Raw genomic sequence first — 24722 nt, forward strand, 5'->3', positions numbered from 1 at the left:
GCAGATTATAGCGAGCATTTTTTGTGCGTCAATTAAATAAATTAGCCAACTAATGAAAAATAATCGCATTAAAAATTCATTTCCATTTTACATACAAAATGAACAATTTGATTACAAATCACTCATAATAAATAGCCACAGCTTAAAAAAGGCTTATCTAACATGCCCAATAATCGAACCCCATTTTTAAACGAGCCATATTTATTAATATTGCAAATAACGGGCTTTATGCTTGCAATAAATCCTCAACCCTGTATAGTGCGCACCTACTCCGACAGGTGCTTGTTTATTTATTAAACACATTTAAGCCAAGGTCGGTTTTACTAGTGTTCCGAAAGGGTCGCAGTAAAAATATTAGCCGAGGTTTAAAGAGCCCGTGCACAAACTACTTTAGTTTGATGCCATATCAAGACTGAGATTACGCGTTTATAGAAATTATTCTTTTGAATAACTTCATGGTGAGAAATGCGACTGTTGATAGGTCAAGGGGATGTCTTTTAAGGTTTTTTGACCTCGTTCAAAAATACTGAAAATCAATTTTGATTTTCACTTAATATAAGAGACATACATGACAGATACTACTCAAGTCCGTTTTGACCAATTAAACCTTCTTGCGCCTGTTCTACAAGCTATTAATGAAATGGGTTACATCAGCCCTACTCCAATCCAATCACAAGCTATTCCTTCTTTATTAGCAGGCAAAGATGTATTGGGTGAAGCGCAAACTGGTACTGGTAAAACTGCGGCTTTTGGTCTGCCTTTGTTATCACGTTTAAACGCAGATTTAAAACAACCACAAATGCTGGTTGTATGCCCTACTCGTGAATTAGCAATCCAAGTTGCTGAAGCCCTGACTGATTTCGCTAAACATATTCGTGGTTTATTCGTTGCGACTGTGTACGGTGGCCAATCTTATACTCCTCAACTTCGTGACTTAGCCCGTGGCCCACAAATTGTTGTTGGTACGCCAGGTCGTATGATGGATCACATCAAAAAAGGTCGTTTAAAATTAGACAATCTTAAAGCATGTGTTCTTGATGAAGCTGATGAAATGTTAAACATGGGTTTCTTAGAAGACATTGAATGGATCTTGAATCAAATTCCTGATGAAACTCAAATGGCGTTCTTCTCTGCAACAATGCCAGCACCAATTAAGAAAATCACTAACCAATTTTTATCAGATCCAGTACATGTAAAAATTGCTGTGCAAAAATCAGATAAACCAAAAATCACGCAAAAATCGTGGACTGTTGGCCGTATCGGTAAAACAGTTGGTTTAGAGCGTATTGCAGAAGTTGTTGATTACGATGCAATGATTGTATTCGTACGTACACGTAACGATACGTTAGTATTGGCTGAGCACTTAGTAAGCAAAGGCTTCAAAGCATCTGCTTTAAATGGTGACATGCAACAACAAGATCGTGAACGTATTGTTGAGCAATTAAAAAATGGCCGCATTAACATTCTAATTGCCACTGACGTTGTAGCACGTGGACTTGACGTACCACGTATTACTCACGTAATTAACTACGATTTACCACATGACTCAGAGTCTTATGTACACCGTATCGGTCGTACAGGCCGTGCTGGTCGTGAAGGTGAAGCAATTTTATTTGCTTCGCATCGTGAAGTACGTAGCTTAAGCCGTTTAGAGCGCATCACTGAAGGTAAGATTGAAGTATTCGATATGCCTACTGCTGAGCAACTTGGCCAAGCACGTATTGAACGTACACAAGCTGCATTAGTTAAAGCTATGGAAGTAAATGATTTAGCAAACTTCCAAGCTATCGTAAGTCAAATGGCTGAGCAAAGTAATACTACGCCTCTTGAACTTGCAGCTGCGTTATTATTTGACCGTCAAATTGCCTTACCATTCCACCCGAAAGCGGATCCGGTTGAGCGTGAATTTGGTGGACGCAACGAACGTTCAAGCCGTGATAGAAATGATCGTTTTGACCGTAACGACCGCGCTGAGCGTAGTGAACGTGCGCCACGTGAACGTTCTGAACGCCCACGTCGTGACAACGGTGAGTTTGATACATACCGTTTCAATGTTGGCCGTACACATGGTGTTCGCCCAGGTGATATCGTGGGTGCTGTTGCAAACGAAATCAAAATTGATTCAAACGACATTGGTCAAATTCGTTTATTTGATGGTTTCACTCATGTTGATTTACCAAAAAACATGCCAAAACCAGCATTTGAAAAATTACAGCAAGTATTAATCCGTAAGCACAAGATTTCTCCAAGTCTTGTCACTGCAGAACAAGTTGCAGCTGCTGACGCACATCGTGAAGAGCGTGCGCCGCGTCAAGACCGCAGCGATCGTGCACCACGTGATTTCCAACCACGTCGTCGTAACGACCGCAACAATGACCGTGGCGATAAAAAGCCAGTGCGTAGCTTTAAAGCAAGTGGCGAAGGCCGTAGCCGTCCAAGTTTTGAAGGTTAATCAAAACTAACAATAAAAAAGGTAGCTTATGCTACCTTTTTTATTGCCTGTAATTTGAGAAAATTTAAAGCAAAAAAAACCGGATTTTATCCGGTTTTTTTTAAGAAAATACTTACTTAGTTTTTTTATCGGTTGGGCGATATTTCAAACATAAACCCGTTAAAAAATTACGCATAAATTGATCGCCACATGGCTTAAAATTACGACTGCCACGTTTACGGAAAAACGCACCTAGCTCAGCTTTCGTGACGCGAAAATCTGCTTTAACCATAATATCTAATAAATCTTCTTCACGTAGTTCTAAAGCAACGCGGATCTTTTTCAAAATAATATTATTATTAAGACGAACACGTTCTGTACTTGGCACACTTGTAGCCGGATCTGTCGCAGCTTCTTCTTTCACACCACGATTTTGAATGATCAGTCCATCTAAAAATTTTTCTAGTACCACATCGGTACATTCGATAAACCCCTCTTCTTCTTCTTTTTTAAGTAAACAGCTAATCGAAAAAGGTTTAATTTTGTGATCGGAAAGTAAAAAAATTGCCTGCATACTTTCTTCACGAAGATTAAGGGCATAGCGTAAACGACGTAGGACTAAATTATTGATCATAGAGAGCTCCAAATTGGGTGCCACAAAATACCATAAAACAGGGGTAAAACACAGAAAAAATCAAGGATATATAGCAAGCTTAAAATTAAACCATACAGGTTAAATTTAAAATAATCTCTACGTTTTTTTACAATTTAAATACAATTGCTGACTGTAAATACAATCCAATGAGTTAGAATGTCATTAACTAGCCTTTGTGTATTTTTAAGATGTTTAAACGCCCTTTTATCGTTTTACTTTCCTTGTTACTTACTGGTTGCGCCAATTTAAGTCTTTCAAACATGTTCAGTACCTATAGCGATCAGTATAAAAACACGCGCATTGCTATTGGTTCAAATAATTTAGGCGCCGCACAAGATTCAATTAATGTAAATTCGCCTTCAGACACAAATTATCAGCTCAATTTGGTTGAGAAAGGCAAAATTGCCCAACTGGCCCAAGAGTACACACAAAGTATTGAATATTTTAATTCAGCAATTGAAAAAATAAAAAATGAGCAATTAAAAGCTCAAATTCAAATTAGTAAGACGGGTGAACACCTTGGCTCTTTACTAAGCAATGATAATGCCTTGTCATATCATTTACCTCTACATGAACAAGTCTTACTGCATACCTATCAAGCAATTAATTATTTATCTATAAAAAACAATGAAGCTGCTATGGTTGAAATCCGCCAAGCACATATTGTACAAAACCAGCTGCTCCAACAAAAAAACCTCGATTTATCAGCCCGTGCGTTAGCTGATGAAAAAGGTTTTGGTGTTGACTGGCAAAGTGTTAATCAAGCCTATCCGCAAATGGAAGACGTTATTGGTTCCACCCTTAACGGTGTGCAAAATGGATTTATGCTAGTGTTATCAGCATTAATGTATGAAAGCTTTGGACAAATCGACGATGCGCTAATTGATTTAAAAGCAGCGCTTGTATTATATCCAGCCAACCCTTATCTACGTGAGCAAGTCGAGCGTTTGACTTTGAAGCAAGCAGGCAACAACGCTGCCTATCTTTCCACTTCGGCGAGTCATGGTCGGTTTGTGATCCTCTATGAGCAAGATTTAATTACGCCAAAAGATGAATTGATGCTGCGCTTACCCATTTATACCTCAAGCGGTGATATGCGTTTTTACAGTGTTGCGCTGCCTACTTATCAGTATATTGCCCCTACCCGACCACTGTCTGTGGCGCTCAACAATAAATCACTTAAAGGCAGTGAAGTTGCCAAGTTTAACGCCCAAGCGGCCGCGAACTTAAAAGACAATATTTCGACCCTCATCACAAGGCAATTAGGTCGGCTAATCGCAAAAGAACAAGTTAGAAGGTCTATGGCAAAAGAAGGCGGTGATGTGGGTAATGTTATTGCCGCTTTGTATAACTTGGCCTCTGAAAGAGCCGATACACGAAGTTGGCTCAGTTTACCTAACAACGCACAAATAATCAGTAGCTTAGAGCCTATTGGTAGTACCGAGTTAATCGTATCAATTGATGGAAAACAACAGACTGTAGTCGTTGAAATCAAGCCAAATGCCACTTTATTACTGTTGGTAAAATCGCATGGCCAAATACTGCAAAACACTATTTATTATTTATAAAAGGAGTCATGATGAAACACCTAACGTTAGTAAAGATAACCAGTGCAATCTTATTAGCAGTCGGTTTAACTGGCTGTATTCATAATCCTATTACAACCGGTCTCGGCACTGAATCAATCTCAGTAAATCAATCAAAATTAGACGAAACCGAGTTAAAAAAATATTTGGCTATCGATAATAGTCGTTTAGCTTCGCGTTTACATATTTCTCAGATCCTCACTCGTAAACAAAATGATTACCTCAATGTAGCTGTTCAGATAAAAAGTGATTATCACAAGTCACAAAAATTACAGTATCGGATCAGTTGGTTTGATCAACAGGGTTTTGAGATAGAACCAAATAAACAAAATTGGCAAGCCATTGATTTACATGGCGGACAAAATAAAGAATTACTTGCGACAGCTCAGCAGAGCCAAGCCACCAGCTTTAAGTTTTATATTCGTGAAGTAGCCACGCAACTTCAACGTTTTTAATTAATCAAACCAGGAATTATTATGAAAAAATTACTTATCACCTCAGCGATTACTTTGGCATTACTCACAGTATCTGGCTGTGCTAATCGTGCTGTTGTCAGTTATGGTGACGCGCAAGCCGTTGAAACGACGGATATTAATTTTGGTTCTACAGATTTACAAAAAGTCGCGACTGAAATGACTAATTCATTGCTACTGTCGCCTGTTGTTGGCACATTAACCCAAAACAATCGTCCGGTCGTATTCGTGGAGCGTTTAAAAAATAAAACCAGTGAACACATTGATACTGAGTCTGTCACTGATTCAATTTCAACCCAGTTATTACGCTCAGGAAAATTTCGATTTATCGACATGACACGAGTTGATGCGGTAAAAGAACAACTTACCTTCCAAAACGATGCCGGTATGGTTGACCCTAAAAAGGCGCTCGCATTTGGTAAGCAAACTGGGGCGCAATATATGCTCTATGGCAACTTATCAAGCATTGTTAAGTCAAATAAAGACACTGCTGATGTTTATTATAAATTCACAATGAAATTATTGGATTTAGAAAGCGGTTTGATTGAATGGGCTGATGAAACGGAAATTCGTAAAACCCGTCAAAAAGCTAAAATTGGTTGGTAACAACAGGAGTGATATTTCATGTGTAGGCAATTAATTTATGTGTCATTGTTTGTACTCGCTTTGTTTGCAACGTCAAGCAAAGCACATTATGAACGCAACAAAGCGGTTCCTGTTGAAAAGGTTTTGTTTGGACAAATAGTGTCAAAACGTGAGATCACTGAAACTGAAATAGTTACTGATAGACGTAATGGTTGGCATCATTTTGGTGGAGCGTTGATCGGTGGTGCTATCGGTAATCAATTTGGTGATGGCAATGGTCGTGTTGCCGCCACTATTTTAGGTGCACTGATCGGTGCTAATGCACCTTCACACCATCAATCTCGGCAGAGAATCTATCAGCAAAACCTTGTGGAATTAATGATCAGTACTGAACACGATGGCGAATTTATGGTCGTTCAAGACTATGATCCAAAAATGCAGTTTAACCCAAAAGACAAAATCAGAATGGTCTACTTAAGTAATGGCATTGTGCGAGTAGACCGTTTTTATTAAATTAAATGATTTACAGCCAATTATTAATATAGCGCTGTTGTAATTACTGATATCATGACGTGTTAGTGCTTTAGCACGTCCTAAAATGATAAGATTTAAATGAAACTATTAATTCGTAATTTAGCCAAAACACTTACCGAAGTTGAGCTTCGTAACAAACTTGAGCAATTTGGTATCGTACAATCATGTACCATAGTGCTTGATGCTGTAACTCAACAATCTAAAGGTTTTGCGATTGCTCACATGCCTAAAGTTGGCGAAGCCAAATTAGCAATTAAATCGCTAAATGGTGAGAATCTCTGTGGTTCAGTGTTACGCGTGAAGAAATACGAAGAAAAAACCGAATAAGTAAATTGTTCGGTTTAATCTTGCCGTAGTTTTTTTGCTAAATCCTGCGTGATCATTGCCTCTAAAGCATTTTTCATTGCAGGATTTCGTTTTAGTAATTGCTGTAATTCTGCCTGTGGCCAATATAAAATACGTGTCGGTTGGCTAACGACTACGTCAGCATTGGCAGCTTGATCGAGAGTAAAACTAAGTTCCCCAATAAAATAACCATCACGTAAACTTAATTTTTTACAATTGTCGACAATAATATCGACCTCTCCGTTATAAATAAAATACAACGCAGGTACTTTTTTTCCTTGCTTAGTTAATACATCACCCGCTTCAAATGTTTGCCAATGTCCAACATGGATTAACTTATAAAACTCAAACGCACTAAAGCGCGCAAAAACGGTCGCGTATAATTCCTTTTCTTCTTCTGTAAATTGAATCGACTTTTGTCGATACCACAGTAATGTCAACATCACAGCGTTGACTAATACTAAAAGTGACTCTGAGGTAATATCAAGCCAAAGAGGTTCAGTCCCAATAGTTGCATAATAGATAACAAAACAAGAGGATGAAATAATGGTGAGTTCACTAAGTTAGTTTGTTTGGCGTTTAAGTGGGCCTACCTCGGCTTCTATCGTAGCCTTTAAAGCAGCAAAGAAACCAAAATGAAATAACCATTCAACCACAACAAACAAGGGTCCAATAATTAAACCACTCATATCATCAATAAAGGCTGGTTTTTTACCCTCATAATAATGGCCAATAAACTGTAAAATCCAGCCAACTACAAATAAAGGAGCCCCTAGCAGCCATGAGTAATGAGCAGCCAAGATATCCGCTACAATCAACAATGGCAGCAACAAAACAAGCATAATCAGGCCAATTATGCTATTTAACCTGAGATAAAAAGCAGTCGAGAAAAGCACAACAATGAGCGATAAACTAATCGTAACTTCAGCAATCTGCCAACTTATTTGCGCCATTAGCACTAAAATACTCAGAACAATGAGCGGAATACCAAAAAAGTGAGTCATTAAATTTCGAGGATCACGATGATAAGCGGCGTAACTTGTTAAATATTGTTCAATTGTTTTCATAAGGTTACCTGCATTAAATAAGTAAAATGATATTAGCAGTTTTATTATTCCTATGATGTCAGCTAGCCGACAACTTATTGTTTAATCATCAGTAGTAACTTCAATTTTGTTAAATCAATAATTTCAATCTTTAAGGTACTCAGTTTTAAAATATCATCTGCGACTAATTCGTTTAGTACTTGGTTACATGTTTGTCTTGAGGTCGCAGCTAAGGCAGATAAGTGAGATTGATTAAGCGAAAAAGTTAAGTTTGGCTGTTCACTAAACGTATAATTTTCAGACAATAAACACAGCTGTTTGATGATCCTTTTTTTCGCACTTAATAATCGTAAATCTTCATAAGCTACAAACATCATGCGTAATTTATGACTCATTAACTTGGCAAAGTAGCGCCAACATGTTGGATTTTCAGCTAAAAAGGCAGTGATTTTTTGTTGTTTTATGAAAAATAACTGTGTCTGTTCAAGTGTCATTGCATCATGAGTGCGAGGTGCGGCATCAATTAGCGATATTTCACCAAACCAACTAATAGACGTTAACAAAGCAAGCATTGCTTGGTTGCCAAATTGATCAAGTCCTAGGATATTCACAGAGCCAGACAATATTGCATAAAAGCCATTGGGCTCATCGTCGCGATAAAAAATAGTCTGCTGTTCGCCAAAGACAATCACCTGCCCTTCGCTAACTAAAAAATCTTGTAAATTTATTGGTAACTGACTAAACCAAGCATCACTTTGCAGTAGATGTTTTAATTGTAACTTTGTCACTGACGATCACTTTTAGCGAACAGATATTTTTTCAGTTTACGTAAAATTATGTAATAGTCACTGGTTGCTTTGGTTTATTTTAAGCAATAAAAAACCCTGAGCAAAATCAGGGTTTAAAAATAAGTAGTAATGAATTAAGCGTGTTGTTCAATTATATTTAGCATGCGACGAAGTGGTTCTGCAGCACCCCATAACAATTGATCGCCCACCGTAAATGCACTGATATATTCTGGACCCATATTTAATTTACGAATACGGCCTACCGGAATAGTGAGTGTACCAGTTACTTTTACTGGTGTTAGGTCTTGCGCACTCAAAGCTCGGTCATTAGGGATCACTTTAACCCACTCATTATGACTGGCTAAGATTGCTTCAATTTCTGAAACTGGAATGTCTTTACGTAATTTAATGGTCATTGCTTGGGAATGACAACGCATAGCACCAATGCGCACACATAAACCGTCTACTGGAATAGGTGCAGTTTGCGTACCTAAAATTTTGTTTGCTTCAACTTGCGCTTTCCATTCTTCTTTAGATTGGCCTGATGGCATTGGCACATCAATCCATGGAATGAGACTACCTGCAAGTGCAACACCAAATTGTTCTTTCGGTAAGTCATCACTGGCGATTTTTTCGCTGACAATTTTATCAATTTCTAAAATGGCAGCACGTTCGTCATCAACAAGCCCAGCAACAGACTGATGAATTGCGCCCATCTGTGCAATCAGCTCTTTCATATTGCGTGCACCCGCACCTGATGCCGCTTGATAGGTCATCGGGCTTACCCATTCAATTAAGTCACGCTCAAATAAACCGCCAAGGGCTAACAACATCAATGAAACTGTACAGTTACCACCAACAAACGTTTTTACGCCCGACGCTAAACCTTGTTTGATCACATCAAGATTAACCGGATCGAGCACAATAATGCTGTCTTCTTTCATTCGTAATGCTGAAGCAGCGTCAATCCAGTAGCCATCCCAACCCGATGCACGCAGCGACGGATAAACATCATTGGTATAATCGCCGCCTTGGCAAGTAATAATGATGTCCATTTGCGCAAGCGAACTCATGTCAGTTGCACTTAATAAAGGCGTTGCTTCACCCGCTATATCAGGGCCAAGCTCACCCGCTTGAGACGTGGTAAAAAAGGTTACATCGTATTTTGCAAAATCGTTTTCTTGTTGCATACGTTCCATCAATACAGAACCTACCATGCCGCGCCAACCGACTAATCCTAACTTTTTCATATAACACCCTAAAAACAAAAATATATAAAACCAATTCCCGAATTGCGTGAGTTTTTAGGTAAATTGGTAAAACCAAGTAATTGAATCTAGCATTGCAAGCACGATAAAACTAGGGTTTTTAATCTAACTTTAAAATATTTCATAGAGGGTTTGTTTATATAAAACAAGGTGCATCAGCGCTAAGCCTGCCAATTGCGATTTGACCTTATTGGGCTTTAGTTGATTAATGAATTCATAGTATTTAAGCATAAAAAAGCCCCGTAAATACGGGGCTAAAAAGTGCGTTTGTTTAAGTTACTTTCATTATGGACAGATAACATTTAAAACGAGTAGCTATAACTGATATCAAATGTCATACCAACTTCTTTAGAGCGGACAACAACGTCTGATTGCGTTACTTCTTGATCTTCATTCATTAAGTTTTTAACTTTAAACTTAACATTTGAATTAAAATCTGGGTACCAAGTGTAAACCAAGTCAAGTGAATGAAATGGTTGCTCATACGCATCATCTGGACCACCGACACCCGCAGCGAGAATACGCTCACCAAACACGTTATAGACTAATGAACTGCTGTGCATGCCATCTACTGAGTCATAATTAAGTTGTAAATTAACCACATACTTAGAATGACCCGTCATACGCTTCGTTGGGTTGGTTAAATTACCTGCAAGAGATGGATCTATTGTGGCCTCAGAGTCACTTAAGGTGATGTTACCACTGGTGAATAGACCTTCTGTCACAAACGTTAAGTCTTTTAACCATTCAGCTTCAACACCGTATACTTTAGCAGTTTCACCATTGATAAACGAAGCTGAATAATCTTCATCCCCAATCCTTAACACGGTTTCTATTGGTTGATTAATATCTTTGTAAAAGGCTGCAATTGAGTATGAATCACCGCTTTGCCCATAATGCTCAAAACGTAAATCATAATTTTTAATTGGGCTACTTTTGAGACCGACACGACCAAAGGTGCGAATGTCCGTAAGTGGATCAAAATACGACACTGGCACAACTTCACGCAAATCAGGACGAACAATGGTCTCACCATAACCCAAACGAACTTGGTAATCTTCACCGCCTAAATAAGTAAGCGATAACGCAGGAAAATAATCGGACTGATTGATACTGCCGCTTTCAATTTTCTCTGGATTATAATAAATATCCAAATCATCTTTATCGAAGATTAAGCTTGAAGTACCAATTGAGCTTTGTTTGAACTCTTCATAACGCACCCCACCACTAACACGAATGAAATTGTCATAAATTACATCAAACGAAGCATACCCTGCGTTGATTTTTTGTGCCGCTAAATAGTCATCGGCATCGGGTGCTGATGGTTCATTAAAATCCACTAAGATACGCTGACCATCAATAAAGTCATCGGTCAAATAACTCGCCGCAAGTAACGGTTCTGTCGCCACACCCAGCGCTAACCCTGTGCCGTTATTAACCGCAAAACTCGATGTATTGTAAACACGCGCTCTATCGGATGCATCGAAACCACCTTTAAGCTCAATTTCAAGGCCTTCAAAGGTCAGTGGTAATGTCATATTACCGCCATACGAATTGACGCGATCTTCCATGTTGGTGTATGAATAAATTGCTCGGTTATCGTCACCGGTAATTTGCGAATTAAGGTATTTTCCACTCGTGTCGTAGTTATCACGAAATTTAAACTCAACATTAGTGGGAATATCCGTTTCGGCTTTTGAGCGGGTATATTGCCAATCCGCACCAACGCCCCACCAATCTAAAAATGTATGTTGACCTAATAACTGAGTGACCGTGAGTGTACGTTGCTCTAAGTTAAATTCATGATCACGATTTGCTCGGCCATCATTGACTATGGTAAACACAGTACTGCCTGCAGGGCTTTGTGACGAAGACACTTTGGTTTCATCTTCATTATCGCGCAAGTATAAATTCATTAACGAGACTTTATGGGTATCAATCTGATAACCCAGGTTTAATGTCGCGTTATAGCGTTCATTTTCAGTTGTTGTGGTTGAGTGTTTAATTGTATTAAAGCAAGAACGGCTTACATCTTGTGCAGAGTTAAGCGTGGTTGCACAATCGTCTTGAATTTCTTGAGCGATAACGGCTGTTTTTCGCTCTGCTGCATCCCAACTATTTGCGTATTCACCTGACAATAAAAAGCCCAATTTACCACCGAGCAGACCTTCTTCAACACTATTGCCGATATGCCCTTTTACATCCCAGCTTGGGTCAAGTGATTCTTCTTTTAACGCAAAGTCACGGGGTAAGGATTTGAGTAAGTGGTTATTCATCGCAATGGCTTGCTCTGAGCGAGTGCCGCTTTCGTTATCGACCAAGTTACCACGCGCAATCATGTTACTGATGCTAAAATCGCCACGGTATTGCACGATTGCTGCGTTGATTGAGTCCGAAATACCCGAATCATCACCTTTATAAGTAAATCCTTTCTCAGCCGAGGTATCTTTTGCAGCGCCGACTTCAAAACCAGCTGTAAATTCTGACGGAATAGCTTTAGTGCGAATGTCGATATTGCCACCGCCAAACGCGGCAGGCATATTGGGTGAATACGCTTTTTGTACCGCCATACTTTCGATAATGCTGGCTGGAAAAATATCAAGCGGTACCACATTACGCGTTAAGTCAGGACTTGGAATATAGGCACCGTTTAAGCGCGCACTTGAATAGCGTTCACCTAAGCCACGTACATAAATAAACTTACCGTCAACCAAGGTCAACCCAGTCACACGACGAAGTGCAGAAGCTGCATCACTATCACCCGTACGTGATAATTGTTCAGCACCTAAAATATCAGCCACAAACGCTTGATTTTTCCGCTCTTCTATCACCGCAGCCGCGCTGCCTTGTAACCGAGTGCCTACCGCAACCACTTCTTCAATTTCACTTTGTTCTTCTTGTGCGGCGCTCACATTAACTGAACTTGCTAGAAGTCCGAGACTGATTGCCAAAGACAATTTATGAAGTCTATATTGATTTAACATCTTTGCAGATCCCTAATCAGTTAAAAAACGGGCGCCTAAAATGCGATATGCAAATGGCGCCCCTATCTGGAAACAACTTGCTGTGGATTAGTCTTGAGCCGCTGCGTTTAATGCAGCTTCAACCCATTTGTACCAAGCAGACGTTGTATCTTGATCAGAAACCGCACCGATGTACGGGGCTGCATCAAAGAAACTTGAATCTAAGCCGTTTAAGTTATTAGCCGTGATTGTAATGTCGGTTGATTTTGTATTTGTAGCAAAACCATTTGCAGCGAATAAGTTAGCGCCTTCACCAATACGTTGGTTAGCCCCTTCTTTATCAAACCAAGCGGTTAACGTTGTAGCGGTTAATGCTGCAGGTTCTTTACCACTATTAAATGTACCATCTGCATCATTAAACTCTGCAGCACATGACATAACAGAGTTATGGAACATGATTTTATCGGCTTGTTTTTCGCCATCGCTTGAAAAACTGATACAGCTCGATTGTGTAGCGGTGTCTTTTGTCATTAATACGTTATAGAAATTAGCATTGAATTCATCATCAAACTTAAAGGCAATTGATGGATCCGTATCGCGTACTGACAAGCTATCAGAGGTGATAACGGTTACGTTAGCAATCGTTGGGTTAGAAGGTGCCACTTGCGCACTTGATTTACCTTTAACGCCATCAGCTTCAAAACCACCGTTACCCATTGCAACTGTTTCGCCTTCGCGAGTGGTCACTGTACCGTGTTTGATAAATAAGAATTGTGCTTTACCTTGCCAACCCGCGTCAAAATCAAATGAGTCATCTTGCGTATCGGTTACAACTACATGCTTAAGTGTGGTTGCCCCACCAAAAATCTCGATACCATCATCAAAACCTTGATGAATATGGATATAATCAAACTCAGAACCAGAACCAACAGCATTCAATGTCAATGAGTTTAAGTCATCGCCTTCACCGCCCACTTTTGGACCAGAACCTGCGTACCAAATTTTAGCCCATTTAATATTACCGCTTGAATCTGCGTTATTATTACCACCAAAATAGCTTGTGATCCCTTCTGATGGGACGTTACACGTTGATGCATCACGTTCTGCATCAGTACATTGGTCAGTAATACCGTTACCATTGATGATAATGCCACCCCAATCTGCATATAACGCGCCTTTACCTTCATCATCAAAACGCGGGAAGGCTTTAGCCGATGTAAATACGATTGGTTTTGATGACGTACCTACCGCTTGAATTTTAGCGCCGCGGCCGATACGAATAATCGCTTCACCTGATTTAAACGCCAGTGTTGCACCAGGCTTAACTGTCATTGTTGGGCCATTTGCTGGAATTGTGAAGCCAGCAGTTGTGTCGCCATCAGCACCAATCAGTAGTGCATCTTCAAATAAGTGAACGCCACCTTCTGGTAACTCCTCAAACGTGATGTTTGACGCAATGTGAATATTTTTACTGGCAAATGAATCATTGTATAAGCAATCAAGGCCATCAAATACACCTTCAACTTTCCCTGCATCAGACTCATAGCTTGAACAGGTGACTGTTTTACCTGTGTTGCCAGTGGTGTTGTTTGAATTATTAGTACTGTTATCCACGGTTGAGCTGTTGTCATTCACTGTTGGTGTAATATTGATGTCACCGCCACAGCCAGCAAGAGTAATTGCTGTCGCCACTAGGCTAACCTTGAAAAAGCCAGATAATTTCATTGTCCACTCCATTAAAATATTTATTTATGTGTTAGCGTTTTAAGTAAAAACTTAAGTCACGTTAAAACAGTTTAAGTACTGCGTTAAGGTCACTTAACTTATCGAACGACGACTAAGATACGGTAGATTCATGACAACTAAGTTACACTTTCATAAACATAAAATGACAATCCAATACATTTAAAAACAGTAACTTGAATAACTTTCAAGACAGAAAAGCAAAAAAAAACCACCCGAAGGTGGCTTTTGGTTACGATTGTTGTTAGTTGGTTTTATCCATTAAAAAAACTTATAGATAAGCTGTTTTTAATAGTTCAGAATTTTGCTTTTCACGTTTAACATATTTGATCCACTGCTTGGCCAAGCTCTCTGACTTTTTAAATTTTTCTGCGCGTTCAAACGCTAAAATTGAGGCATCAAAATTGGTTAAGTTATACTGCGCCATGCCCAAAGCAATGTAGGCATTAGATTCTAAATCGAGCCCGCCTTTATTAAGTGCTGCCCGCGCGGCATCGGCAGCTTCTTCAAACATTTCAATGTTTATATACAACTCTGCCAGGCGTTGTTCATATTTACCGTGCTGCTCGTGTTGCGCCGCAGCAATAAAATGTGGGATGGCTTTACGGTCTTCTTTTGCTTGTAAGTAGGATTCGGCAATAAAGGCACGATTGGCAGCCGTATCCTCAATCACTTGTTTACTCAGCCCTTTATTCATTAGCTCTGCCGCTTTAAACGCCAAACCATTAAGTAAATACACTTGAGCAAAGTTACGAATATCACTTTTTGAGGTAATAAACCCACGTTGATAGGCCGTTTCAAGAACCGCCAATTGCTTTTTCTCTTCACCCACTTCGCCATACATACCGCCTAATTGCACCCAGTAAGTCGGTTTATCAAAATACGTGATCATTTTCTCAAGCACGTTAACCACTTCTTTTGGCTGATTAAGCGAATAATAAAGTGCACGCTGTAACACTAACCAGTTTTCTTTAGGAATTTGATTGTCTTTTTCAGCCAGTGCTATCGCGACATTAATGTTTTCAAGTGCGCCTTGGTATTGCTTATCTTGATACAGCGCTTGTGATTTTAAAACATAGTAGCTGTCTTTTCTTGGCACCGTATTGAGTGCATCCCAACGCTCAAGATAAGTGATGACTTGGGCATAATCGCCATTGGCCATTGCTAGTTGCGCTAAGCTGAACAAGGTATTTAACTTTAATGACTCTGGAATAGCCACTTGGTTAACAACCTGTTCGAATGCGCTGATGGCATTGGGTAAATCATTTTTATTGTAATAAATGAAACCATAGAAATTATACATCATGGCAATTTCGTAATCGTTCATACTTGAACTGCGATCTTTGATGGTATCAAGGGCAGCAAGTCCTGCGGCAGTGTCACCATCATCTGCAAGCTTTTGAGCACGCGCCAGCTGGCTATATACTTTTTCACGCAGTGCTGGCACGCGTTTAGTAGCCACTTCTTCAGCTTGAGCCTCTGAGATGTCAATGCCAGGCACCATACTAAGCAGGCTAGGTATAGTCACAGCACTGAGTACTGCTGCACAATAAAATGCCGATAATTTAAATGCTTTCATTTATTTAATCCTAACTCAATCGTCGTTTATTCGCAGTGGTTGAATCAATCAACCACTAATTTCAAAGGTTATTTTGTTTTGTACACCGGCCACTTCAACCGCTTCGCCATTAACAACTCGAGGCTTATATTTGAACTTTAATACTGCATCTTTTGCAGCTTGATCAAACAAACTCTCAGGCTCCGCTTTTACAACAACAGGCTCTCGCACCGTGCCGCTTTTAGTGACCACAAACTCGACAATCACATACCCTTCAATGCCACGAGATAAGGCTCTGCGTGGATACACTGGCGCTACTTTTACTATCGGTAAATACTCACCATCACTCGAATCAAGTGACAAACCACCAGCAAGTGTGACATCAGCATCGACATTGGCACTAAAATCAAACCCTGCTGAATCACTTTTTGCCTGAGCGCTGTCCATTTGTGGTGACTCCATTGGCGGTGGTGGCTCTTTAGGTGCAGGTGGTTTTTCAGGTTTGCGTTCTTTTTTCTGAACCGACTCTTCTTTTTTCAAACGAACAAAATCAAGTACATTACCTTTGATTGGTTCGCTCATTGCGCCTTCACCCGTTTGAATGAGTGCTTGCATAGTAAAAAACAATGCAAACGTGATAGCGGCAGCAATAACTAAGGCAAGTAAATATCGCATTATGCTCTCCGCTATGCTTCTTGTGCCGCGATTGACACATCAAATACACCGGCAGCTCTTGATGCATCCATCACCTTGATTAAGGTATCGGTGGTGGCTTTTTTATCTGCTTGAATAACCACACTACCTTGTGGATTTTCAGCTTTTAAGCGCTCAATATTGGCTTGAACAGCACGGACATCAACTTGGCGTTTGTTGATCCAAATTTCACCTTTATCGGAGATGGCTACTAAAATATTGGCGCGCTCTTTTTTCACTGCGGTAGCCGCTTCTGGGCGGTTTACATCAATCCCTGCTTCTTTAACAAAAGAGGCCGTTACAATGAAGAAAATCAACATGATGAATACCACATCAAGCATCGGTGTCATGTTTATTTCTTCTGCTTCTTCTTCTTGAAAAATTTGTGCTAAAGGTGCTCTCATTTTTAACTCCTGTGGGCAAAGCCCTAATTCATTCAACAATCATAGTGTGCTGTGCACGTGTATTTAGTGATCTAATACCATTTGATCTTCAAGCAATTCGGCTTCACGTTTGGTTTTGCGTTGTAAATACGTTGAGGCAAATACGCCAGATAACGCGCCAACCATGCCTGCCATAGTTGGGATAGTCGCTTTACTGACTCCAGATGCCATCGAACGCGCACTGCCTGTGCCTGTAATGGCCATCACATCAAACACTTCTATCATCCCAGTTACAGTGCCAAGTAGACCGAGCAGCGGACATACTGCAACCATCACATTAATAAACGGTAAGTTTTGACTTAAACGTTGTTTGGCACGAGACACTAACGCTTGGCGAATTTGTTCTGCATTCCAGCTATTACGCTCATTACGATCAAACCATGTCTTTTTAACGAGCTTCTTGTACTGACGGAACCCGCCAAAGATGTACAGTAAGCGCTCTAAGATCAGTAACCACATCGCGAAGATGAGGACACCGATGACCAATAACACTTGGCCACCTGTGTCGAGGAACTCACGGATGGCATTGATTGCATCAATCAATAGCACCATGATTACGCTCCTTTTTCGCTACGTTCTGCGATAATACCAGCGCTTTGCTCTTGTAAAATCAATAACAAGTTTTTAGAGCGAGTATTTAAAATGGTGTAAACAAACACAGTAGGAATGGCCACAACTAAACCAAGGACTGTTGTCACTAGTGCTTGTGAAATACCACCAGCCATCAATTTAGGATCGCCCGTTCCAAACAAGGTAATAGCTTGGAAGGTATTGATCATACCGGTTACCGTACCAAGTAAGCCCAGTAACGGTGCAACCACTGAAATGATTTTGATAAAGGTTAAGTTACGAGTAATTTTTGGCATTTCGCGTAAAATCGCTTCTGATAATTTCAGCTCTAAGGTGTCATAAGCCACATTAGGGAACTGATCTTTGACTTTCATCACACGGCCAAGCGGGTTGTCATCACGGGCAACATCGGATTTAAGCTGGCGACGCATTTTGCCACCAATAATAAACAGGGCAATAAAACGCTCGATTGAAATCAGTAAGCCCACTAAGCCCACAGCTAAAATCACGTAGCCTACAGTTCCACCTTGGTGTACTTGCTCTGTAGTATCAGGCGCTTGGACTAACAAACCTAAAATTGAACCACCCGTTGGGTCTAGTGCAAAGTTAACAAAACCCGATTTAGTATTTTGTAGTTCAGCAGCTGTACTTAAAAAACGGTCAACCGGTTGGCGTGATAATTCTGATAAGGTATCTGTGTATGAGTTGTACTCTAGGTATTTACCATTTGAAATTAAGTTAAACGCACCAATACGAAGCACTTCTTGTTTTACTTTATTGCCACCAGCAACAATCACTTCGGTATCAAAACGTTTTACTTTACCTTGCTCAGTCATTTCACGTTGTAATTCGAACCATACTGTTTCAATGTCTTCAATTGATGCAAGTTTAGAGCTTGAACCCATTTTTTGTGCTAATTGATCCATAAACTCACCACGACCTGGCAGCTCAGCAGACACTATCGAGGTTGCGAATTTATTTTTGGTATCACCGGATACTTGTTGCAACACACCAAACAATTCTTTAAGTGAACCCATGCGTTTTGATAACAAGTCAGTGGCGTTGGCTAATTCAATTTCATTTTTCTCAAATTGGCCTTCTAAATTTTGAGATTGTGCAATCATACCGTCACGTTTAGCTTTCGCCTGTGAAAGCATGACTGCTTGCTCATTTTGACGGGCGATAAAATCGGCTTCGCGTTGCTTATTTTGCGCTGTTTGCACAGTTTGACCGTTTGCCAGCGTTTTCAGTAACGCATCTAAATCAAGCGCTTGCTCAGCACTAAACACAGAAGCAGACGTTGTTAACGCAACAGAAGCTAAAGCGGTTGCTAATACTTTTTTAATAAACATTTTAATTCCTTATTCTGCAGCTTGAACTGGAAGAGTTAACATATCTGGGGCAAGTTGTTTGCGTGCAATGCGCAGCGCTTTATTGATTTGGCTAATTTTTGAATCAGGAAGTGCATCAAACGTGTTTGTTTGTTTATTCCAAATACCCGCTAATTTACCATCACGTGTTAAATAAATGAGGTCTAAGCGACCAACACGAAGGAAATCTACTTCACGCTCAACACCGTTCACATCAAGCAAACTCGTGTAGGCTTCTATGGTACGACCGTAATCAACTTCAACTTGGTACGCTTCAAGTACACGACGGAACTTTTCACTTGATGCGATATCAGCACGATCCATCATGTTTTTAAGTGTGGCTATACGCTCAGTGCGCTCTTTAGCTAAAAAGGGCACATCTAATTTTACAAACTGCTCAAGGCCGTTGATCATACGAAGCATCAAAGGGGTGATTTGACGTTCAATGACAGCAACTTGATCCATCGATTGGGCAAGTGAATCCAGTTCCGCTAATTGATTGTTAACTTGTTTGTTGAGCTGAGAGTTATAGATTTCTAACCCGTCGATTTCTTTATTAAGGGTCTTAAATTGCTGTAATCGAGTTTGCATCGTATCAACCATGCCATCGATTTTTTGTTGTGAGCCTGCGGCCAGTTGATTGATTCTATCGCTCGATTGGATCACTTTGTTTAATTCATCTGCTTGCACAGATACACATGCTGCGATGGCACTTGCAAGAAGGAGTGGCTTTATGCACTTCATAATATCTACCCTATAATTTAGCAACGAGTTTGCAAAAATAATTTCTGGTGCGGATATTAAAGGCGTTTAATTACATAGATGTTGCGGTAAAGCTACAGTTTAATTACAAGTGTCATAATTAAGAAACCTCACAGTCACTTAACTGCCACTGAAAATAAAATCAGACGGCCTCTCTAAACTTCATACACAAAAAGCTCATACGTACAATCAAAGCAGTAATACCAATCACGATAAGTAAGTGATCAAAAATAGCGTAGGAAAAACGCTTGAGAGCAAGGCAGATTTTTTCGATAAGTAGTTATTCTACAATCAAAAAATCTAACGAAGTTATCGAGTGTTTTAACAAGCTAGGGTGATCAGTTATTTATTACGATTGGTATAATATGGGTTGAAATAGATTTAAAGCCATTTAAAAAAACTGACTACACTCAAACAGATTGAAATGTATAAAATAAATGGAGCATAAAATGAAATTAATACTGGCTAGCATCTCAGTTATCACACTCATTCTTTTATCAAGCTGTTCAAAAGCCCCTGCGGTTCCCGCTAGCAGCTGCGACCAAGTTGTCGCACATGCTAAAGCAATTTTAGGAGATAAAGCCCCTGCATCTTCAAAAATGCTCGAGCAATGTAAAGCTGCCAGTGATGATGCACGTGGTTGTGTTATGGCAGCTGATAAACCAATGAAAATTCTAAAATGCGAAATGTGATGTGATGTGATGTGATGTGAATTCTAAATCAATTAAAAAATGCCAACATAATGTTGGCATTTTTTAATGCTAATTTAACGCTAGACTTTAAATTTAAGCACCATTTTCTCAAGTTGTTCAAATTGTCGTTTTAAATTTGTGCACTCTTGTAAGGTACTATTAAGATTATTTTGCCCTTGAGTATTGAGCTCACTGATATAGTGAATATCTTTATCAAGCGATTGAATAACTTGATTTTGCTCTATCGTGGCGTTAGCTACAGAATGATTCGCCTCATCGATTTGTTGAATAAGCTTACCGACGCCTTGCACTTGCGTACCAGCCTGCTGCGCCTTGATCACGCTTGATTGGGAGTCAGCTTGGCTTTGAGTCATAATTTCTACGGTTTCTTTTGACCCTTGTTGTAACTGAACGATGGTATTTTCGATTTCTTGAGCCGATTGCTGCGTGCGCTGGGCAAGCTGTCTGACTTCATCCGCAACTACAGCAAATCCACGTCCTGCATCTCCGGCTCGGGCAGCTTCAATTGCAGCATTCAATGCTAATAAATTTGTTTGTTCGCTCACGCCTTTAATCACGGATAAAATTTGGCCGATATTGACGGTATGAGTATTAAGTGAATCAATTGCCTGCTGCGCATTTAGCATTTTAGTAGAGAGCTGTTCAATGGCCTGAATGTTACCATCGAGTGTGCTGTAGCTTTCAATTGCTTCTTGATTGGCATTAGATGCCAATTTAGATGCGTTGTCGGCACTGCCAGCGATTTCAGTCGCGCTTGATGTTAATTCATTAATAGCCGTTGCAACGTTATCCGTTGATTTAGTTTGTTCGCCATACATATTTAACGTCGATTCCGTTGAACCAATTAACATTTCCACAGAATGCTCTAAGGAAACGGTAGTATCACGCACTTGGATAATAGATGTATGGATCTTATCAATAAACAAGTTGAAATAACGCGACAACTCACCAAACTCATCGTTGCTTTGCACTAACAAACGCTGAGTTAAATCACCCTCACCTTCTGCAATATCTTTAATCGCTAAGGTAACATTATTCATAGGGCGCATTAAGTAACGTAATAAATACTGCAGCATTACTACAATCGCGATAACACCAACAAGCATATAAATTGCCGCCATGTTACGAAATGAGTCAACCGATGAATAGGCGATATCCTTATCAATCACCACACCTAAATACCAATTTACATTATTGATACCATTAATTTTAACAAACGAAATAAGCTTATCGGCATCGCCTACGGTTTGCTCAACAAACGGTTGATTAAGAGGAATATTTTTACCTAATAAATCAGCCAAAGATTTATTGTTAAATTGAGTATTAGGGTGAATTAAAATATTATTTTTATCATTCACTAAAAACGCATAACCAAACCCCAAAAAATCGACATTATTTACAATTTTAGTGATCGTATTTAATGGTATGTCACCGCCTGCAACACCAACAAACTGGTTATTTTTATATGTAGGTACAACGGCAGATATGATTAAGTCATTGGTGGTTACATCAATATAAGGAGCTGTAAAGGCGGTATTTTTTTGATTTTCAACTAATTGATACCACGGGCGTTGTCTTGCATCAAAATCAGCAGGTAGCTTAATGGTTGGGTCATCTAAAATAAAGGTACCCTGGGCTGTGCCGACATAACTGTTTTTAAACTCACCCGCAACATTGGCTTGTTTAAGCTGTGAGATAGTTAAGGTTAAATCATCCGAAGGTTGATAAGCATTAGAAATTGATTCAACTATTTGTAACTTGCCATTGAGCCAACTGGCTATATTGTTCGTAACAGACTGGGAAATCTCTTGTAAGACTTTCTCTAGTTGCTGCTCGGTTTGTGCTCGCATAGAGATAAAGTTGTTAAGAGTAAATAAACCAAGGATCACCATTAATACCAATGATGCAGCTGCGGTGATTTTGGTGGTGAATTTTAAATGTTGAAACATAGGCACCCTAATTATTATAATTTTTTTTGCAAGCTAAGCTTTTATGGTAGACTAACTTAAAACTTAGAAAAGATAAAATGTCGCTCAACACTGATAATTGCTCAGTATTGAAGCGTTTTTTATATTATCAACCATCTGATTTTAAACAACTAATAAAGCATTGCATTTTTTGCAATTTAGATTCGATACTTTCATCTTAAGCATGAATTTATCTTGTTGGACTCAAAATGTTCGATTTATTCTAATGCGCAAAATTTCTAGGCCACTATTGGTATTATTACTATTGCTCCACCTTAGGTGTAGCGATAAATTGATAAGGATCGAAATGAACAAAACGACTGAAATTGAACTCGTTCGCGCAAGTTACAATGTACGCCATTGGAGCCAAGGTTACTTTGGTATTAATGATGACGGTGAAGTGTATGTCGCACCAAAAGCTGATGCACCTGAACAAACCGTATCATTAACGTCAATTGCAGAACAAATTCAACAGCAAGGTTTGTCTTTACCTGCATTAGTCCGTTTTCCTCAAATTCTACATAACCGTGTTCATAATTTATGTGCTGCGTTTAATGAAGCAATTGCGAATTACAACTACCCAGAAAAATACTTATTGGTTTACCCAATCAAAGTAAATCAACAACGTGAAGTTGTTGAAGAAATCGTTGCTAGCCAAGCAAACAATGAAGTAAAACAACTAGGCTTAGAAGCCGGAAGTAAAGCTGAACTACTTGCAGTCCTTGCTATGGCTCAAAAAGCAAGTTCAGTTATCGTTTGTAACGGTTACAAAGACGTTGAATACATTCGCCTAGCATTGATTGGTGAAAAATTAGGCCACAAAGTTAATATCGTTCTTGAGAAACTTTCTGAACTTGACATGGTATTAGCTGAAGCTGAAAAATTAAACGTTTCTCCACGTTTAGGCTTACGTGTGCGTTTAGCTTCACAAGGCAAAGGCAAATGGCAAGCTAGTGGTGGCGAAAAATCAAAATTTGGTTTGTCAGCATCACAAGTACTCACAGTTCTTAAAAAATTAAAAGACTTAGGTAAAGCTGATACGCTGCAATTAGTTCACTTCCACTTAGGTTCACAAATGGCCAACATTCGTGACGTTAGAACAGGTGTAAGCGAAGCTGCGCGTTTTTATTGTGAATTACGCCGTTTAGGTGCAGAGCTTGTATGTATGGACGTAGGTGGTGGTTTAGCTATCGATTACGACGGTACACGTAGCCAATCGCACAACTCAATGAACTACAGCCTTGCTGAGTACGCCAATAACATCGTTTACACCATTGGTGATATTTGTAAGCAGTACAATCAGCCAATGCCAACTATCATTTCAGAATCAGGGCGTGCTCTAACTGCACACCATGCTGTATTAATCTCAAATGTAATTGGTACTGAGTCTTATAATCCTGAAGAAGTGCCTGCACTTCCTGATAATGCACCTATTTTATTAAAAAATATGTGGCATTCTTGGGTGCAATTAAACAAACGTATTGATGATCGTGCATTAATTGAAATCTTCCACGATTGTTTAAGCGATTTGGCAGAAGTACATAGCCAATTTGGTATGGGTTTATTAAACCTAGAACAACGTGCTTGGGCTGAACAAATCAGCTTGCGTGTAAGCTATGAATTGAGCAAATTAATGGATAGCAAAAACCGCTTCCACCGCCCAATTATTGATGAATTAAACGAAAAGCTAGCTGACAAGTTTTTTGTTAACTTCTCATTATTTCAATCGTTACCTGACGCATGGGGTATCGATCAGGTATTCCCTGTTTTACCATTATCAGGTCTAACAGAAATGCCACAACGTCGTGCGGTTTTACTTGATATTACCTGTGACTCAGACGGTACGGTTGATCAATACGTAGACGGTCAAGGTATTGAAACAACATTACCTGTACCTGAGTGGTCAGCAGACTCACCATATTTGCTAGGTTTCTTCTTAGTAGGTGCTTATCAAGAGATTTTAGGTGACATGCACAATCTATTTGGTGATACGCACAGCGCTGTTATCAACATGGACGAAAACGGTAAAGTACATATCGATGAAATCAACGAAGGTGACACTGTTGAGGACATGCTACGTTATGTTCACTTAGATCCAGACTCGTTCCGTGCTGCATATGCAGAGCTTGCAGAAAGTAAATTGCCAGAGCACGAGCGCGCGTCAATTTTAGAAGAGTTAGATTTAGGCCTTACAGGCTACACTTACTTAGAAGATGTATAAACGCTTAG

22 protein-coding genes are annotated in these 24722 nt (G+C 39.6%); 8 read left to right on the plus strand and 14 right to left on the minus strand.

The window, feature by feature from the left end; genetic code table 11:
- Positions 1-568 precede the first annotated feature (568 nt).
- The gene (locus AC3KZC_RS17380; protein ID WP_490577224.1) at positions 569-2452 is read left to right on the plus strand and encodes a DEAD/DEAH box helicase; all 1884 of its coding nucleotides are present in this window, start codon (positions 569-571) and stop codon (positions 2450-2452) included.
- 112 nt (positions 2453-2564) lie between these two features.
- On the opposite strand, the gene AC3KZC_RS17385 is transcribed toward AC3KZC_RS17380, so the two are convergent.
- Positions 2565-3065 (minus strand): YehS family protein, encoded by a 501-nt coding sequence (locus tag AC3KZC_RS17385; protein WP_490577225.1) that lies wholly within the window; start codon positions 3063-3065, stop codon positions 2565-2567.
- 209 nt (positions 3066-3274) lie between these two features.
- Here AC3KZC_RS17385 and AC3KZC_RS17390 point away from each other — a divergent pair, with 209 nt between their 5' ends.
- The 5 genes from AC3KZC_RS17390 to AC3KZC_RS17410 all read left to right on the plus strand — a co-directional run bounded on the left by AC3KZC_RS17390 (position 3275) and on the right by AC3KZC_RS17410 (position 6591).
- Positions 3275-4654, plus strand: coding sequence for a COG3014 family protein (locus AC3KZC_RS17390; RefSeq protein ID WP_490577226.1), 1380 nt, complete (start codon positions 3275-3277; stop codon positions 4652-4654).
- An 11-nt stretch (positions 4655-4665) separates the two neighbouring features.
- Entirely contained in the window at positions 4666-5127 is a 462-nt protein-coding gene (locus tag AC3KZC_RS17395; protein ID WP_490577227.1) for a YcfL family putative periplasmic lipoprotein, read from the plus strand.
- Between the two features lie 21 nt (positions 5128-5148).
- Positions 5149-5751 carry a penicillin-binding protein activator LpoB gene (gene lpoB, locus AC3KZC_RS17400; RefSeq protein ID WP_490577228.1) on the plus strand — a complete coding sequence of 201 codons (603 nt, stop codon included), beginning with the start codon at positions 5149-5151 and terminating at the stop codon, positions 5749-5751.
- Positions 5752-5769: 18 nt separating this feature from the next.
- Entirely contained in the window at positions 5770-6243 is a 474-nt protein-coding gene (locus tag AC3KZC_RS17405) for an outer membrane lipoprotein (protein WP_490577229.1), read from the plus strand.
- A gap of 99 nt (positions 6244-6342) precedes the next feature.
- Positions 6343-6591 carry an RNA recognition motif domain-containing protein gene (locus AC3KZC_RS17410; protein ID WP_490577230.1) on the plus strand — a complete coding sequence of 83 codons (249 nt, stop codon included), beginning with the start codon at positions 6343-6345 and terminating at the stop codon, positions 6589-6591.
- 14 nt (positions 6592-6605) lie between these two features.
- Here AC3KZC_RS17410 and AC3KZC_RS17415 read toward each other — a convergent pair whose 3' ends face one another.
- The 12 genes from AC3KZC_RS17415 to AC3KZC_RS17470 all read right to left on the minus strand — a co-directional run bounded on the left by AC3KZC_RS17415 (position 6606) and on the right by AC3KZC_RS17470 (position 19795).
- Entirely contained in the window at positions 6606-7157 is a 552-nt protein-coding gene (locus AC3KZC_RS17415; RefSeq protein ID WP_490577324.1) for a Crp/Fnr family transcriptional regulator, read from the minus strand.
- 15 nt (positions 7158-7172) lie between these two features.
- Positions 7173-7676 carry an Mpo1 family 2-hydroxy fatty acid dioxygenase gene (locus AC3KZC_RS17420; protein WP_490577231.1) on the minus strand — a complete coding sequence of 168 codons (504 nt, stop codon included), beginning with the start codon at positions 7674-7676 and terminating at the stop codon, positions 7173-7175.
- A gap of 74 nt (positions 7677-7750) precedes the next feature.
- Complete coding sequence (locus AC3KZC_RS17425) at positions 7751-8443, minus strand: Crp/Fnr family transcriptional regulator (protein ID WP_490577232.1); 693 nt, start codon at positions 8441-8443, stop codon at positions 7751-7753.
- Positions 8444-8577: 134 nt separating this feature from the next.
- Positions 8578-9693, minus strand: a complete 1116-nt coding sequence (gene asd, locus AC3KZC_RS17430; protein ID WP_490577233.1) for an aspartate-semialdehyde dehydrogenase — start codon at positions 9691-9693, stop codon at positions 8578-8580.
- A gap of 320 nt (positions 9694-10013) precedes the next feature.
- Positions 10014-12695, minus strand: a complete 2682-nt coding sequence (locus tag AC3KZC_RS17435) for a TonB-dependent receptor plug domain-containing protein (RefSeq protein WP_490577234.1) — start codon at positions 12693-12695, stop codon at positions 10014-10016.
- Between the two features lie 87 nt (positions 12696-12782).
- On the minus strand, positions 12783-14399 hold the full coding sequence (locus AC3KZC_RS17440) for a beta-helix domain-containing protein (protein WP_490577235.1): 1617 nt from the start codon (positions 14397-14399) through the stop codon (positions 12783-12785).
- A gap of 289 nt (positions 14400-14688) precedes the next feature.
- On the minus strand, positions 14689-15996 hold the full coding sequence (locus AC3KZC_RS17445) for a tetratricopeptide repeat protein (RefSeq protein ID WP_490577236.1): 1308 nt from the start codon (positions 15994-15996) through the stop codon (positions 14689-14691).
- 48 nt (positions 15997-16044) lie between these two features.
- Entirely contained in the window at positions 16045-16650 is a 606-nt protein-coding gene (locus tag AC3KZC_RS17450; protein ID WP_490577237.1) for an energy transducer TonB, read from the minus strand.
- 11 nt (positions 16651-16661) lie between these two features.
- On the minus strand, positions 16662-17072 hold the full coding sequence (locus AC3KZC_RS17455) for an ExbD/TolR family protein (RefSeq protein ID WP_490577238.1): 411 nt from the start codon (positions 17070-17072) through the stop codon (positions 16662-16664).
- Between the two features lie 63 nt (positions 17073-17135).
- The gene (locus AC3KZC_RS17460) at positions 17136-17663 is read right to left on the minus strand and encodes a MotA/TolQ/ExbB proton channel family protein (protein ID WP_490577239.1); all 528 of its coding nucleotides are present in this window, start codon (positions 17661-17663) and stop codon (positions 17136-17138) included.
- 2 nt (positions 17664-17665) lie between these two features.
- The gene (locus AC3KZC_RS17465) at positions 17666-19033 is read right to left on the minus strand and encodes a MotA/TolQ/ExbB proton channel family protein (protein ID WP_490577240.1); all 1368 of its coding nucleotides are present in this window, start codon (positions 19031-19033) and stop codon (positions 17666-17668) included.
- Positions 19034-19042: 9 nt separating this feature from the next.
- Entirely contained in the window at positions 19043-19795 is a 753-nt protein-coding gene (locus AC3KZC_RS17470) for a DUF3450 domain-containing protein (protein WP_490577241.1), read from the minus strand.
- A 467-nt stretch (positions 19796-20262) separates the two neighbouring features.
- Between AC3KZC_RS17470 and AC3KZC_RS17475 the strand changes: the two genes are divergently transcribed.
- Positions 20263-20505 (plus strand): hypothetical protein, encoded by a 243-nt coding sequence (locus AC3KZC_RS17475; protein WP_490577242.1) that lies wholly within the window; start codon positions 20263-20265, stop codon positions 20503-20505.
- A gap of 80 nt (positions 20506-20585) precedes the next feature.
- Here the strand turns inward: AC3KZC_RS17475 and AC3KZC_RS17480 are convergent, their stop codons facing one another.
- Positions 20586-22475 carry a methyl-accepting chemotaxis protein gene (locus tag AC3KZC_RS17480; RefSeq protein ID WP_490577243.1) on the minus strand — a complete coding sequence of 630 codons (1890 nt, stop codon included), beginning with the start codon at positions 22473-22475 and terminating at the stop codon, positions 20586-20588.
- 325 nt (positions 22476-22800) lie between these two features.
- Here AC3KZC_RS17480 and speA point away from each other — a divergent pair, with 325 nt between their 5' ends.
- Entirely contained in the window at positions 22801-24714 is a 1914-nt protein-coding gene (gene speA / locus AC3KZC_RS17485) for a biosynthetic arginine decarboxylase (RefSeq protein WP_490577244.1), read from the plus strand.
- Positions 24715-24722: the final 8 nt, after the last annotated feature.

Source organism: Pseudoalteromonas sp. J2K-J031 (assembly GCF_058197095.2).